This is a genomic window from Priestia sp. USM5 (genome assembly GCF_058323215.1).
Window position 1 is genome coordinate 1,670,065 of record NZ_JBSGKN010000001.1, and the last position, 14,317, is coordinate 1,684,381.

General features: G+C 39.7%; 11 protein-coding genes, 1 pseudogene and 2 other annotated features (1 of these 14 cut by a window edge). Of the genes and pseudogenes, 10 read left to right on the plus strand and 2 right to left on the minus strand.

Going from position 1 to position 14,317, the window contains the following annotated elements; all coding sequences use genetic code 11:
* The first annotated feature begins 103 nt into the window (after nt 1-103).
* The gene (locus ACWATA_RS09210) at nt 104-1,441 is read left to right on the plus strand and encodes a sodium-dependent transporter (protein ID WP_028412777.1); all 1,338 of its coding nucleotides are present in this window, start codon (nt 104-106) and stop codon (nt 1,439-1,441) included.
* A 304-nt stretch (nt 1,442-1,745) separates the two neighbouring features.
* Nucleotides 1,746-2,147: a hypothetical protein gene (locus ACWATA_RS09215; protein ID WP_224980258.1), complete on the plus strand. Its 402-nt coding sequence runs from the start codon at nt 1,746-1,748 to the stop codon at nt 2,145-2,147.
* 217 nt (nt 2,148-2,364) lie between these two features.
* Here ACWATA_RS09215 and ACWATA_RS09220 read toward each other — a convergent pair.
* Nucleotides 2,365-3,889: pseudogene (locus ACWATA_RS09220) on the minus strand (catalase); the annotation flags it as partial.
* A 453-nt stretch (nt 3,890-4,342) separates the two neighbouring features.
* Here ACWATA_RS09220 and ACWATA_RS09225 point away from each other — a divergent pair.
* Complete coding sequence (locus ACWATA_RS09225) at nt 4,343-5,518, plus strand: C40 family peptidase (RefSeq protein ID WP_430079163.1); 1,176 nt, start codon at nt 4,343-4,345, stop codon at nt 5,516-5,518.
* Between the two features lie 124 nt (nt 5,519-5,642).
* Complete coding sequence (locus ACWATA_RS09230; RefSeq protein WP_013057706.1) at nt 5,643-5,957, plus strand: MTH1187 family thiamine-binding protein; 315 nt, start codon at nt 5,643-5,645, stop codon at nt 5,955-5,957.
* A gap of 64 nt (nt 5,958-6,021) precedes the next feature.
* Here the strand turns inward: ACWATA_RS09230 and ACWATA_RS09235 are convergent, their stop codons facing one another.
* Complete coding sequence (locus tag ACWATA_RS09235) at nt 6,022-7,605, minus strand: PucR family transcriptional regulator (protein WP_028412781.1); 1,584 nt, start codon at nt 7,603-7,605, stop codon at nt 6,022-6,024.
* Between the two features lie 306 nt (nt 7,606-7,911).
* On the opposite strand from ACWATA_RS09235, the gene allC reads away from it, so the two are divergent.
* Genes allC through ACWATA_RS09265 form a run of 6 tightly spaced genes read left to right on the plus strand, consistent with a single transcriptional unit; the run spans nt 7,912 to nt 13,721 of the window.
* Nucleotides 7,912-9,153, plus strand: coding sequence for an allantoate deiminase (gene allC / locus ACWATA_RS09240; RefSeq protein ID WP_224980593.1), 1,242 nt, complete (start codon nt 7,912-7,914; stop codon nt 9,151-9,153).
* 12 nt (nt 9,154-9,165) lie between these two features.
* On the plus strand, nt 9,166-10,416 hold the full coding sequence (locus ACWATA_RS09245; protein ID WP_367077060.1) for a pyridoxal-phosphate-dependent aminotransferase family protein: 1,251 nt from the start codon (nt 9,166-9,168) through the stop codon (nt 10,414-10,416).
* Between the two features lie 41 nt (nt 10,417-10,457).
* Nucleotides 10,458-12,068 (plus strand): gamma-glutamyltransferase, encoded by a 1,611-nt coding sequence (gene ggt / locus ACWATA_RS09250; RefSeq protein WP_367077061.1) that lies wholly within the window; start codon nt 10,458-10,460, stop codon nt 12,066-12,068.
* Between the two features lie 24 nt (nt 12,069-12,092).
* Nucleotides 12,093-12,677 carry a chromate transporter gene (locus ACWATA_RS09255; protein WP_028412785.1) on the plus strand — a complete coding sequence of 195 codons (585 nt, stop codon included), beginning with the start codon at nt 12,093-12,095 and terminating at the stop codon, nt 12,675-12,677.
* Entirely contained in the window at nt 12,674-13,204 is a 531-nt protein-coding gene (locus ACWATA_RS09260) for a chromate transporter (protein WP_014459451.1), read from the plus strand. Before ACWATA_RS09255 ends, ACWATA_RS09260 begins: the two co-directional genes overlap by 4 nt.
* A 58-nt stretch (nt 13,205-13,262) precedes the next feature.
* Nucleotides 13,263-13,721, plus strand: coding sequence for a GNAT family N-acetyltransferase (locus ACWATA_RS09265; protein ID WP_274862521.1), 459 nt, complete (start codon nt 13,263-13,265; stop codon nt 13,719-13,721).
* Between the two features lie 200 nt (nt 13,722-13,921).
* Nucleotides 13,922-14,127, plus strand: a binding site (T-box leader).
* A gap of 70 nt (nt 14,128-14,197) precedes the next feature.
* Nucleotides 14,198-14,317: a binding site (T-box leader), on the plus strand; it runs 87 nt beyond the window's last position.

Consider the following 14,317-nt stretch of genomic DNA (forward strand, 5'->3'; position numbering starts at 1 on the left):
TAACACATGATGGGGGTTAAAACAACAAAAACCCTTTTCGACAGCAGGGTTGTGTGATATAGTATGACAAATCAGAATAAATAAAGAAAAATGGTGAGAAAACATGAGTCAAAACGAACAATGGACATCAAAACTCGGCTTTATCTTGGCATCCGCCGGTTCAGCAATTGGAATCGGAGCCATTTGGAAACTTCCTTATGTAGCCGGAACAAGCGGAGGAGGGGCCTTTTTTTTACTGTTTATCTTGTTTACAGCAATTATTGGTTTGCCGCTTTTGCTTGCTGAATTTGTACTAGGTAGACATACACAAAAAGAAGCAATTCGTGCTTATGATGCAGTTGCTCCCGGTTCTCTTTGGAAAGGAATCGGGTATTTAGGCGTGATTACATGCTTCATTTTATTATCTTTCTATAGTGTAGTAGGAGGATGGATTTTACAATATATTTTTGCAAGCGTCACGGGTCAGCTCAATGGAGTAAGTGACTACGGGAGTTTATTTAACTCCACCATTGCTAATCCAACAAATGCTGTTATCTCTCAATTTGTTTTTCTTCTTTTAACAATTGTTGTAGTAGCAAGAGGTATTCAAAATGGTATTGAAAAAGCAAACAAAATTTTAATGCCTGCTCTCTTTATTTTATTTATTATTATTATTATTCGTTCTTTAACATTAGACGGAGCGATGGAAGGCGTATCTTTCTTTTTGTATCCAGATTTTTCAAAGCTTACCTCCCAAACCATTTTGTTTGCAATGGGACAAGCATTCTTTTCGCTTAGCGTAGGCGTTTCGGTTATGGTTACGTACAGTTCGTATCTGTCCAAACAGCAAAACTTGCCAAAATCGGCTATTTCAATTTCAGCGTTAAATATTTTGATTTCTTTACTAGCAGGTTTGGCAATTTTCCCTGCAGTCTTTTCAATGGGCGTAAAGCCGACGGAAGGACCAGGTCTTTTATTTATTGTATTGCCTTCTATTTTTGAACAGCTTCCGTTCGGAATTGTGTTTCAAACTTTCTTTTTGGCGCTGTTTTTATTTGCTACTTTAACATCTGCGTTTTCGATGTTAGAAATTATTGTTGCTTCATTAGCCAAAGGAGAGCAGCATAAACGCATAAAGCTATCTTGGATTTCGGGCTTACTAATCTTTGTGGTAGGAATACCTTCAGCACTATCGTATGGTTTATTAAGTGACGTATCGATCTTTGGAAAAAGCATCTTTGACGCTTTTGATTTTCTTGTAAGTAATATCCTTATGCCTCTCGGTGCTCTTTTAATTGCCATCTTTGTTCCTTGGAAGATGAAAAAAGATGTGTTAATTGAAGAGTTTAAGCATGGTTCGACGAATGTGAAGCGCTGGTTCTCTTTATGGCTTCTTGCTATTCGATACATCGCACCTGTTTTAATTATCATTGTATTTATTAATATGCTAGGCTTTATCTAACGAAAAAACGCTGTTAAAACGCTTGGTTTTAACAGCGTTTTTTTTGGAGGAAAAGGAGGAGTATGATGCTGGATTTCTTGTACGATATGTTTGTAGGAGCAGGGGTATTTATTTTATTATTCGTTCTTTTGCTAGTAGCGAGAACGTCGGGGAAACGCAAGAAATAGGCGGGTATAATTCCCAGTGTAAAAACCTCAAAAAAGACTAACACCACAGAATTAAACTATGATAATATATTATCCTATGAGCATAACCAATGCTCACATATGTTGTGATGAAGCGTTTTTTAGAAAGAGGGATCATCTTGAGTGGAGAAGTTCTTGTCAAGATTTTATCTCAAGCGTATGAACAAAAAAAGACATTACCAATCGTCTCATTCTCGTCTTTTTTTGAACAAAAAAAGGTGGGCTTTCGTTTAAATAACGATGTGTCCGCTGATATCATCTACCATACGCTTACATGTATTCAGAGAAAAACGTGTGTCCAAGATGTGTTAGTGGAAGTACTAAAAGTTGATAGTCCAAACAATGACGGGGCATTTTCTGATTGTGTATATATTTTAGCAAATGGTACAAACCAGCAAGTGAAAGAATGGGTTCAACCCTTACATCCTAAAAGAGTTACACAAGGATATCAGCACGGGACACCCATTGATGCGCCACAGTTAAAAAATGACTACCACGTGTTTGCCGTTACTTGGTCATAAGCGTTTAACCCAAAAAACATCCTGCTGTCGCTGCAGGATGTTTTTTGTTAATAAGGATGGGCGTCTTTTCCTTTTTCATTAGCTTCTTCTACCGCATCAGCAGCTTTGTTGCTTCCTAACGGTGAACCGCCTTCTTTTGGCAATTTCCCATATGTAGGAGTCATTTCTGCTCCCATTTCAATTTCTAAAGAACCATCATCATGCATGAGAAGACCGATACCATTAGCTACTCGATTGCCGTAGTCAAAATCACATTGAGTTAAAAGCTCAATCATCTTTGTTTGAACGGTATGGTGACAGCACTTTAAACCGTCTACTAAGTTTTGAATAAGCTCATCACGTTCCCAGTCTTCTAATAAACGATAGCGTTCACCAGCTTGCTTAAAGTCATTTGTACGGTCAATTTTTTCTTTTTTTACATTCCCTTCAACATAAGGCTGATGAGGTTTTGGATGATCATGCGCTTCTTGAAGACCTCCAAGAGAAGATGGCTCATAATTCACATGCGGGTTCTGACCAGGAGCTGCATCTACATGATAGGCCATTTGACCATCTCGTTGATTTGTTGCTACATGTTTTTTCGGCGCGTTAATAGGCAGTTGCAAGTAGTTTGTTCCCACGCGGTGACGCTGCGTGTCGGAATAAGAAAACGTTCTTCCTTGCAGCATTTTATCATCAGAAAAATCTAGCCCATCCACAAGCACACCCGTACCAAATGCGACTTGCTCCGTTTCAGCAAATACGTTGCTTGGATTTTTATCTAGGACCATTTTACCTACTGGAAGAAATGGAAACTGGTCTTCCGGCCAAATTTTCGTGTCATCAAGCGGATCGAAATCTAGTTCGGAATGCTCTCCGTCTTCCATGACTTGCATACAAAGTTCCCACTCAGGGTAGTTGCCGCTCTCAATCGCTTCATACAAGTCTTGAGTAGCGTGACTGATATTTTTAGCCTGAATTTCCTCTGCTTGTTTTTGGGTCAAATTTTTAATTCCTTGTTTTGGTTCCCAATGGTATTTAACAAGAAAGGCATCGCCATCTTTGTTGACCCACTTATATGTATTAACACCGGAACCTTGCATTTGCCGATAGTTAGCAGGTATTCCCCAAGGTGAAAATAAAAAAGTAATCATATGCATAGCCTCAGGTGTATGAGAAATAAAATCAAAAATACGCTCGGTATCTTGACGGTTTGTCACAGGATCGGGCTTAAAAGCATGAATCAAATCAGGGAATTTAATAGCATCGCGGATAAAAAATATTTTAAGGTTATTTCCTACTAAGTCCCAGTTCCCGTCTTCTGTATAGAACTTTACAGCAAATCCCCTTGGGTCTCGCATCGTTTCTGGAGAGTCCTTTCCATGAGTTACGGTAGAAAATCTGACAAAAACGGGCGTCTGTTTGCCTGCTCCTGAAAAAACTTTTGCGCGGGTGTATTTTTCAACGGGCTCGTCCCCAAGCTTTCCGTACGTTTCAAAATATCCATGAGCTCCCGTTCCTCGGGCATGAACAACACGTTCCGGTATACGTTCACGATCAAAATGCGAAAGTTTTTCAATCAGCTGGTAATTTTCAAGAGTAGCAGGTCCTCTGTTGCCTACCGTTCGAGAATTTTGGTTATCACGAATGGGGTGACCTTGACGCGTCGTAAGCGTCTGCTCGTTCTCTCCGTTTGCATAGCGTTTGTCTTCCGAGTCACCTGATCCGCTAACATTTGTACCATGAATGCCTTTATGGCTCATAAAATAATCCTCCTTATTTAAAACATAACCAAGACTATTTTTTTCAGCACGCGCTTTTTTATTCATTAATATGGAAATAATATAAATTTTTAGAAGAAAAGCTGTTTTGCTGAAGAGGGGAACAAATCCACTAAACGAATAATTTTAAAAAAAGTTTCACATTTCAAAAAAAAATAAATTGTTTTTTTTGAAATATAAAGATAATGTTACGGGTGATTTTTTACCTATTATTAGTGTAGGAAAAGGAATAATATTGGAATATATTAGCTTTTTTGTCGAACTTATTAAGTGTTAAACGACAATAAACTACGACAATATACACCATACGGCTGCGCTACTGTCGTTTCCTGTAACATAAATGTAATATTAGTGATGTTATTTTGTAATAATGTGTTGTTACAATGTAAACGTCTTATAGATTAGTAGATTATGGCATTGGAGGAACCTTTTTTTATGAAAAAGTTGATATATTCGTTAGCGTTATGTGGATCTTTAACAGTAGTACCTACAATTAGTGAAGCTGCTTTAGGAGATGCTACGCTGCACCCAGGAACAAGTAATTCAGATGTGAAAGAATTACAGCAAAAATTAAAAAACAAAGGTTATTTTACATACGGTACAACAACAAACTATTACGGTTCAATCACGACTAGCGCAGTAAAATCGTTTCAGCGCGCAAATGGTTTATCAGCAGATGGTATTGCAGGTCAAGCTACATTTAATAAACTGCTAGGAAGCGGAAGCTCATCAAGTTCATCAGTTAGCTCAAGCTCATTGCTGCGCGTTGGTTCAACAGGACCAAACGTACAATCTTTACAGCAACAGCTAAAGAATAAAGGCTATTTTAAAGGAACTACAACTCAATACTTCGGTTCAATTACAAAGAATGCAGTAATGGCATTTCAACGTGCAAATGGACTGTCTGTGGATGGAATTGCGGGTCCAGCTACGTTAAGTAAATTAAAAAATGGGGGTTCTAGCGCTTCAACTGGCGGTTCTAGCTCTAGCAGCTCAACTATTTTACGTCAAGGTATGAAAGGTTCAGCAGTAAGCAGCCTTCAGCAAAAACTAAAAAATAAAGGTTACTTCTCAGCTGGTGTAACAGGATACTTTGGCTCAATTACAACAAGTGCAGTAAAATCATTTCAACGTGCAAATGGTTTATTAGTAGACGGAGAAGCGGGTCCGGATACGCTAAATAAATTAAACTCAAGCAGCTCAAGCAGCTCAAAGCCTTCAACATCAACAGGAAGCAGCTCAAGCTCAAGCTCAGCTTCAAAAGTTATTTCATACGGTAAACGTTTTATGGGAACACCTTATGTTTGGGGCGGAGCTGCGCCTGGAGGATTTGATTGCAGTGGTTACCTTAACTATGTATATCGCAATGCAGTAGGTGTAAGTCTTCCTCGTACAGTTGCTAGTATCTATCAAACTGGTACGCGTGTAAGTTCACCTCAGCCTGGAGATATCGTTTTCTTTGAAACGTACCAACCAGGAGCTAGCCATGCTGGAATTTATATCGGAAACGGTCAATTCATGCATGCAGGTTCTTCAACAGGCGTAACAATCACATCATTAAGCAACTCTTACTGGTCAAAACGTTACTTAGGAGCAAAGCGTTACCTATAAGAGTGTAACAAAAAGGAGTAGTTGCATAACTATTCCTTTTTTCTATGCACCGTAAACGTAAAAGTAGGAAATTTTTGTGTCGTTTGGTATGATAATTGGAGAATAAACAAAAGGAGTGTATAACATGGCTATTGTAGATGTAACCATTATTCCGGTAGGTACGGAAACGCCAAGCGTGAGTCAGTACGTAGCTGATATTCAAAAAGTGCTGGCCAAGCATGAAGATGAAATTACATATCAATTAACCCCTATGAATACATTGATTGAAGGGGAATTAAGCACGCTGCTAAAAATTGTTCAAGAGATGCATGAAGTACCTTTTGAAAATGGTATTCAGCGCGTGTGTACAAATTTACGAATTGATGATCGCCGTGATAAAGAAAATCATACGATGGCTGGGAAATTACAATCAGTACAGTCTAAATTAAAAGCGAAATAAATAATATGCACTACAATAAAAAACGCTTGAGTATCTACTCAGGCGTTTTTTATTGTAGTTATACTTAATTGGCATGCACAAGAGAAAAAATTTGAAAAGCTACGCGCAGCCGAAGGGTTTCCTCTGACGTGTGAATAGGTCTTTTTAGTAACTCTTCGCATTTTTCGATTCGATAGATTACCGTGTTCCGGTGAACGAATAACTGCTTAGCAGTCTCTGAGATTTGGCAATTGGAATTTAGATATGTTTCGAGCGTGTCAAGTAAGATGGAGCGATCTTTCTTATCGTACTGCAGCAAACCTTCTAATGTTTGAGAATAGTAATCCTGTAAATCGTTTGCTGGAAGCAACCTCAGCAGCTCTTTGAACTGTTTTGGCTGATAAAATTGAATAAGCTTTGACTGATCTTTAAAATGGATGGTTTCAAGAGCTTCAACAGCTTCTTTATATGAGTCAGCGATTGTAAGTAGGGATTGGCTTTGGTTTCCAATTCCAAATGACATTCGCTTATCGTAGTGACGGTAAACAGCTTCCTGCAAGCGATGCAAGCATTCTATAATCATAGGTTGAGAATGAGGTGTAAACAAGAGAATGTAAAGATTGTCATAGAAAAACAAAACGGCCTCTGTAGGACCTGCTGATAACTCATATTGAAGGAGCTCATAGATCATATCATCATCGCTGTAAGGCGTGAATGTAGAATGAATTTTCCCAACGGCGCAAATATAGCTGTTTCCTGCTGATAAGCCCATCATCTGTGCTTGAAAGGAAGCATCCTCAGGCGTTTTATAATAATTGTTAACAAGCTGATTGAAAAAATCGTTTTTTCGTCGCCGTTCAGCTTCATACAAAGCCTGCTGTCTCATCATTTCGAAGGATAAAACGTTTGTCGCTTGTTCAATCGTTAGGAGCGCTGAATCGGATAAAGAAACTTGGTGTTCAATAAATAAATAACTGTACTTTCTTGTATGAGTAGCAATCGGAAAAAGCGTAACGGTTTTTTTTGTGTTCAAAAAGGAAAAGGTTGTATATTTTGACGTTCGTAAAAACAGCTGCTTAGCGCCCGCTACCGCTTCTTCCATTGGGAGCGAAAAAGGTTCGCGTTTGTTTGTGTAAAAGAGTTCATGGCCATGGGTATCAAAAAGGGCAACGTGAGCATTGCATAACGTTTGAATGGATTGCATAATTTTCTCAATGCCTTTTCCTTGTAAGATGTAGGAGGAAAATAGCTGATGTGTGACCATCGCTTGCTGAAGCTCGGCTGTTTTTTTATCTAAAATAAAGCTGAGAGATTCATTAATAACCGCGCCTAACGTTTCGTCCGTTTGGAAATCAATGATTGGAAAGTGAAGTTCATCAGCTAGCTGACAAATAGAAACAGGCACGTGTTCGAAAAAACGCTTCGTTTTTATGGCCAATCCTGCACATTTCTTTTTAGCCATTCCTTCTACAAGTTTTGCTAAGCTTTCTTCATGTTCTTTGAAGTGATAACCCGTTGTAATTAAAAATTCTCCTTCTTTTAAAAAAGATAAAATATCGGGTGCGTCCATCATATTGACGTTATGTACTTTGCGGGTGACCCCTTTTTGTCCGGCTACTACAGATGCTTTCTCATAAATCGGGATGCGTAAAAGAGTTTGTAGTTCCATTATTCATTACTCCCTTTGTTAAAAATTCTCACATTTCCCTGCGCGTATTTTTATCTATCTTCTATTTTATAAGAAAGTTTAGTTAAAATAAATAAAATTTTCAGAAAAAAATGTATAAATTGTTAATGAAGAAGTTTATTTAATTCTGTAAGATAAAATAAATAACATATAACGTTAGGAAAAGTAACGTATATAAGACTTTGTGTATTTAGTGATAATAGCTAAAAAAACACTAAATCATTGTAGAAAGTGTTAATGAAAACAATCAGTCATTTTCTTAAAATGAAGATAGCAGGAGGGATAGCAATGGTTGCAGATATGACGGGAAAATCTAAGCTTTGTCAGCAAATCGAAGAAAACATTAGCTGGTTGTCACAGTTTGGGTTAGATGAAAAAGAAGGTGTCACGAGGCTTTTATATACGGAACAGTGGAATGCAGCTCAAAAGGCATTGGAAGAAAAAATGAAGGGACTTCACCTCAAAACGTATTACGATGATGTAGGAAATTTATTTGGACGGTTGCAAGGAACGGGTCCAGAACAACAAGTTATTTTAACAGGATCCCATATCGACACCGTGATAAACGGAGGAAAATATGACGGGGCTTTTGGTGTTGTGGCAGGTATCATTGCTCTGCAGTACCTATATGCGCATTATGGCTCCCCTACAAAAACCTTAGAGGTCGTATCACTTTGTGAAGAAGAAGGTAGCAGATTTCCTCTTACGTATTGGGGATCAGGTAATATGAATGGATTACACAGCAAAAGTGATGCAAAACATGTTATAAATAAAGAAGGGGTTAAGCTGGATGACGCAATGAAACAGCTCAATTTCGGAGAAGGCCTCCACAGCGAGCCATACCGCACAGACATCGCTTCTTTTATTGAACTGCATATCGAGCAAGGAAAGCAGCTTGAAATGTCTCATTGCGATATCGGAATTGTTTCTAGTATCGTCGGGCAGAAACGATTTACAGTATCTGTTAAAGGTGAAAGTAACCATGCGGGCACAACCCCGATGAACATCCGAAAAGATGCATTTTATGTGAGCTGCAAACTCGCTAAGGCATTTATTGAATTGAGCGAAAAATATCATAACGCTTTATACGTAACGGTTGGAAAAATTACACTTTCTCCAAATGCACCGAATGTAATACCAGGATATGTAGAATTCACGGTCGATATAAGACATCATGAGTATAAGGTTTTACAAGAAGCAGAACGAGAAATGAAGGAAATTATCAAGCGAACAGCAGGGGATTTAGAAGTGAATCTCAACTGCTGGATGGATGAAAAACCTGTTGCCATGAGCGAACAATTATCTGAACTTTCCAAAATTATTTCCTCGGAAAAGAATATCTCCTCCCGAGAATTAGTAAGCGGTGCAGGACACGACTCGCAGGTATTCGGGCGAAGAGTTCCCACATGTTTGTTATTCGTCCCGAGCCAAGATGGAATCAGCCATTCCCCAAAGGAATTCACCAAAGGAGAACAGTTAGAAAAAGGAGTAAAGGTCTTAATAGAACTATTATATAAACTTGCCTACTAGGAGGAATTTGACATGACTATAACAAAACAGCTTCATACACCGCCGCGTACGATTATGACACCAGGCCCCGTAGAAGCAGATCCACGCGTATTAAGAGCATTAGGAACACCTATTTTAGGTCAGTTCGACCCCGCATTTACGCGCATTATGAACGAAACGATGGAAATGCTTCGTGAGCTATTTCAAACCAAAAACAAATGGGCTTTTCCCGTTGATGGAACGTCTAGAGCTGGGATTGAAGCAGTTCTTGCAAGTGTAGTTGAACCGGGCGATAAAGTATTCGTCCCGATTTTCGGCCGCTTCGGCTATTTATTAACGGAAATTGCCGAGCGCTACGGAGCTGAGGTACACAATATTGAATGCGAATGGGGAGAAGTGTTTGACCCTGAGACCGTAATCCAGGAAATAAAAAAAGTAAACCCAAAAATCGTTGCAATGGTTCATGGCGAAACGTCTACAGGGAGAATGCAGCCTCTTAAAGAAATTGGTGCTGCATGTCGCGACCAAGATGTTTTATTTATCGTCGACGCAGTAGCTACTATCGGCGGTACGGATGTAAAAGTAGACGAGTGGAACATTGACGCATTGATTGCAGGTACACAAAAGTGTTTATCTGTTCCGTCGGGTATGGCACCTATTACGTACAATGATCGTGTTGAAAAAATTATCATGGAACGTAAAAAAGTTGAAAAAGGAATTGCGACAAAAGCAGATGCTCAAACTGTTCGTCTGCGTCCAAATATTATCAGCAACTATTTTGATTTGAGTCAGCTTCAAGACTATTGGAGTGAGCGCAGGCTAAATCATCACACGGAAGCAACGTCCATGCTCTATGCTTTGAGAGAAGGACTGCGCGTTATTTTAGAAGAAGGGTTAGAAGAAAGATTTGCAAGGCATCGTCTCCACGAAAAAGCACTTGTAGCCGGAATTAAAGCAATGGGATTATCTTTATTTGGCGATGAGCACTCAAAAGTTCCAACCGTTACGTGCGTCTTAATTCCATTAGGAATTGACGGGGAAGCAGTTCGTTCTACGCTTCTTGAACAATTTGGAATTGAAATCGCAAGTTCTTTTGGGCCGATGCACGGAAAAATATGGCGTATCGGTACAATGGGATACAGCTGCCGTAAAGACAACGTTCTCTTTACATTAGCCGGTCTTGAAGCAGTGCTTATTCGAAACGGGGCAAGCGTAAATGCAGGTTCTGCTCTGCAAGCAGCTTTAGAAGTTTATGAGGAAGAAGTAGCGTTGTCTAGTCTGTAAAGATTCGTTATTCACCATATAAAGAAATGAGGAGATTTTCTATGAGCGAATACTTTTTCACACACCCATATGCATCGCAGCGTACGTGCACGTTTGGAAAAAACGGAATGGTAGCAACTAGTCAGCCTCTTGCCGCTCAGGCGGGTCTTGAAATGTTGAAAAAAGGAGGCAATGCAGTAGATGCTGCTATTGCCTCCGCAGCTTGTTTAACGGTGGTAGAACCTACTTCAAATGGAATTGGCGGAGACGCATTTGCTCTTGTGTGGATAAATGAAGAACTATATGGACTCAACGCGAGCGGTCCTGCTCCTGCTTCTATCTCTATTGAGGCTCTGCGCGCCATGGGGATAAAAGAGATGCCGGCTCGCGGTTTTGTTCCTGTTACGGTCCCAGGTGCCCCGAGTGCGTGGGTGGAGCTGTCAAAACGCTTTGGCCGGCTACCGTTAAAAGAAGTGCTGCAGCCGGCTATTTCTTATGCGCAAGAAGGGTTCCCAATCTCCCCAATTTTAGGGTACAATTGGGAACGAGCGTTTGAACGATTTACACACGCGTTAAAAGGTGAAGAATATAAACACTGGTTTGAGACATTTACTAACAATGGATCTGCTCCTAAGGTAGGGGAAATGTGGCGATCACCAGACCATGCTGCTACACTGCTTGGAATTGCCGAAACGAATGGGGAATCTTTTTACAGAGGGGATTTAGCTGATAAAATAGCAGCTTTTTCGAAAAAACACGGCGGATTTTTAGCAAAAGAGGATTTAGCAGCTTTTAAAGCAGAGTGGGTAAAGCCGATTTCAACTTCTTACCGAGGATACGATGTGTGGGAAATACCGCCCAACGGCCAAGGCCTTATTGCGCTTTTAGCTCTAAATACGCTAAAAGGTTTTTCTTTTGATGCCAAAGATTCTGTCGATACATACCACAAGCAAATTGAAGCTATGAAGCTAGCGTTTGCAGATGGACAAAAATTTATTACAGATGCTGATAAAATGACAGTAGCAGTTGAAGATTTGTTGAATGATTCTTATGCAAACAAGCGCAGAGGGCTGATTGGTGAAAAAGCGCTTATTCCCGAAGCCGGACAGCCGTCTCATAGCGGCACGATCTATTTGGCTACAGCTGATGGAGAAGGAAACATGGTATCATTCATTCAAAGTAATTACATGGATTTTGGCTCAGGACTTGTCGTACCTAATACGGGCATATGCCTGCAAAACCGCGGGCACAATTTTTCGTTAGACCCACAGCACCATAACCGATTAGAGCCTGGAAAACGAACCTATCATACCATTATTCCTGGATTTTTAACAAAGAATAAAAGTGCTGTAGGTTCATTCGGTGTAATGGGTAAATTTATGCAGCCGCAAGGACATGTGCAAGTCATCATGAATATGATTGATTTTCATCTAAATCCTCAGGCAGCTTTAGATGCACCAAGATGGCAGTGGATTGAACATAAAAAGGTTCTTGTGGAAAAAGAAATGCCTTCACATATTGTAGAAGCATTAGAACGCAAAGGGCATGATATTCATGTGGCTACGAGCAGACATACGTTTGGAAGAGGGCAGATTATTTTAAGAGATGAACAAACCGGTGTATTATACGGCGGCACAGAAGCACGAACAGACGGAGCCGTCGTTGCTTATTAAATCACAGAGAAAGGAGCGCGAGAAATGCGACAATTGGATATTTTTATAGCGTTTTTTCGCTCAGGTATGCTCGGCTACGGAGGAGGACCTTCAGCTATTCCACTTGTAAAAAAAGAAGTAGTCGATACGTACAAGTGGATGGATGACGATGAATTTGGCGATTTGTTAGCAATTGCCAATACGCTGCCTGGGCCTATTGCGACAAAGCTGGCTGGATACATCGGCTATCGAGTCGGCGGTATCTTAGGTCTCGGTACAGCTTTATTTGCAGCCGTTATTCCAACCGTTTTTTTAATGGTATTACTGTTGACCACTTTAACGCAATTTAAAGATCAGCCCTGGGTTATGGGGATGACCAAAGCAGTCGTTCCTGTAGTGGGAGTGATGCTCGCGGTTATGACATGGGATTTTTTTAAAAAATCAACGTCTGGTTTAGGCTGGACGCCAGCTATTATCTTACTCATTATTAGTTTAGGACTAATGGAATTTGCCCATATTCATCCAGCAGTTATTATTATTGTACTTATGGCAGCAGCTTGGATTCCGCTAAAACGAAAAGGAAAAAAAGGCGAAAGTGATGAGCACAAGCAAAAGAGGGAATCGGTATGATTTATATTCAGCTATTTATGGCGTTTTTTGTTTCAAATATTTTAGGCTATGGAGGAGGACCTGCGTCGATTCCGCTCATTCAAAAAGAAGTTGTAGACCGCTACCATTGGCTTACCGTTAAAGAGTTTAGTGAAATGCTGGCAATTGGAAATGCGCTTCCAGGTCCAATTGCGACAAAAATGGCGGGATTTATCGGATATCAGCAGGCAGGGATTTTAGGCTCGGTGATTGCTCTTTTTGCAACGATTGCTCCGTCGGTTTTGCTTTTAGTCATTTTACTTCGAATATTATTTAAGTATAAAGATTCACCAAATGTTAAGAAAATGACCAACTACATTCGTCCCGTAATCGCTATTTTACTTGGCTTAATGGCGTATGAATTTTTTATGAATTCATACGGTGATTCAGGTATATGGCAAACTCTATTTTTAGTAGCAGCCAGCTTTCTTTTATTGGAAAAATTACGTGTGCATCCAGCGTTCGTTATTGTCGGAGCACTCGTATACGGAGCTGTTTTTCTTGCTTAAATGAAGCTCTCAAATGCTGAGAGTTTTTTTTGTAAAAGAGACGAAAAGAGGGAGAACAATGGTTGAAAAAGCACTATTAGAAGACGTGCAGGACCTGGTTAACCTGCGAATGCTGCTCATGAAAGAACTGGGAGAACTAAATGGGAGTGAGGAGCTGTTTCGAAAGGCGACAGAAGAATATTTTACTGCGAATATAAATAGCCCAAATAATTATACGGCTATTTTAAAAGTCGATGGAAAAGTTGTATCATCAGGAAGCATCGTCTTTTTTATACGTCCGCCTTCACCGGGTAACCTTCAAGGAAAAGAAGCATATGTTATGAACATGTATACAGCTTTTGATCACCGAAAGCACGGCTATTCTTCCGCTATTTTAAAGCACTTGATGCAGTACGGCCAAAAAAGTGGTGTAAATCGAATATGGTTAAATGCTTCCGCCGCTGGAAAAAGCTTGTATCAAAAACATGGATTTATTGAATATGACTCTGAAATGGAATACGTGTTTGAAAAAAATTAAAGTGACAAAACTCTTGATAGAGAGAGGTTTGAAGGGGAAATGGTTTTTAAAAAATAAAAAAAATTAATAAAAAGTGTTGACGAAGATAAAAAAACCATTCATAATACAAATCAACATCACACAACATTACACACAACTTGGAAGCGACAAACAGTTTCAAACGATCGGAACTGATTATCCAAGTACGCATACATAGTCAATACTGAGCGTTGATAGGAGCACGAGTAGAAAAAATTTCCCTGTATCAGAGAGCTGACGGTTGCTGCGAGTCAGAACAAAAATTTTTTCGAAGTACATTCCTTGAGCATCTTTTCCGAGCAGGAAAAGACGGCCTGGCCGTTATTTTAATGAAGAGGCAAGCAAAATGCTTGCAACTAGGGTGGTACCGCGAATTTTCGTCCCTACTGACTCTTAAGAACAATCTTAAGGGTGAGTAGGGACTTTTTGTATTTCGGTCCATTATAATTTTATATCCATTACAAGCGATGAAAAGAGCATAGTAGCAAAATCTTCCCTGTATTCAGAGAGCTGATGGTTGGTGCGAATCAGTACAAAAGAGATTGCGAATTACATTCTTGGAGCTTTCTTTTGGCAAT

Excerpts from the sequence above, each read along its gene's own strand:
- ACWATA_RS09210 (WP_028412777.1), top strand. The coding sequence starts at position 104 with ATGAGTCAAAACGAACAATGGACATCAAAACTCGGCTTTATCTTGGCA.
- ACWATA_RS09225 (WP_430079163.1), top strand. The coding sequence starts at position 4,343 with ATGAAAAAGTTGATATATTCGTTAGCGTTATGTGGATCTTTAACAGTA.
- ACWATA_RS09230 (WP_013057706.1), top strand. The coding sequence starts at position 5,643 with ATGGCTATTGTAGATGTAACCATTATTCCGGTAGGTACGGAAACGCCA.
- ACWATA_RS09235 (WP_028412781.1), bottom strand. The coding sequence starts at position 7,605 with ATGGAACTACAAACTCTTTTACGCATCCCGATTTATGAGAAAGCATCT.
- allC (WP_224980593.1), top strand. The coding sequence starts at position 7,912 with ATGGTTGCAGATATGACGGGAAAATCTAAGCTTTGTCAGCAAATCGAA.
- ACWATA_RS09245 (WP_367077060.1), top strand. The coding sequence starts at position 9,166 with ATGACTATAACAAAACAGCTTCATACACCGCCGCGTACGATTATGACA.
- ggt (WP_367077061.1), top strand. The coding sequence starts at position 10,458 with ATGAGCGAATACTTTTTCACACACCCATATGCATCGCAGCGTACGTGC.
- ACWATA_RS09255 (WP_028412785.1), top strand. The coding sequence starts at position 12,093 with ATGCGACAATTGGATATTTTTATAGCGTTTTTTCGCTCAGGTATGCTC.
- ACWATA_RS09260 (WP_014459451.1), top strand. The coding sequence starts at position 12,674 with ATGATTTATATTCAGCTATTTATGGCGTTTTTTGTTTCAAATATTTTA.
- ACWATA_RS09265 (WP_274862521.1), top strand. The coding sequence starts at position 13,263 with ATGGTTGAAAAAGCACTATTAGAAGACGTGCAGGACCTGGTTAACCTG.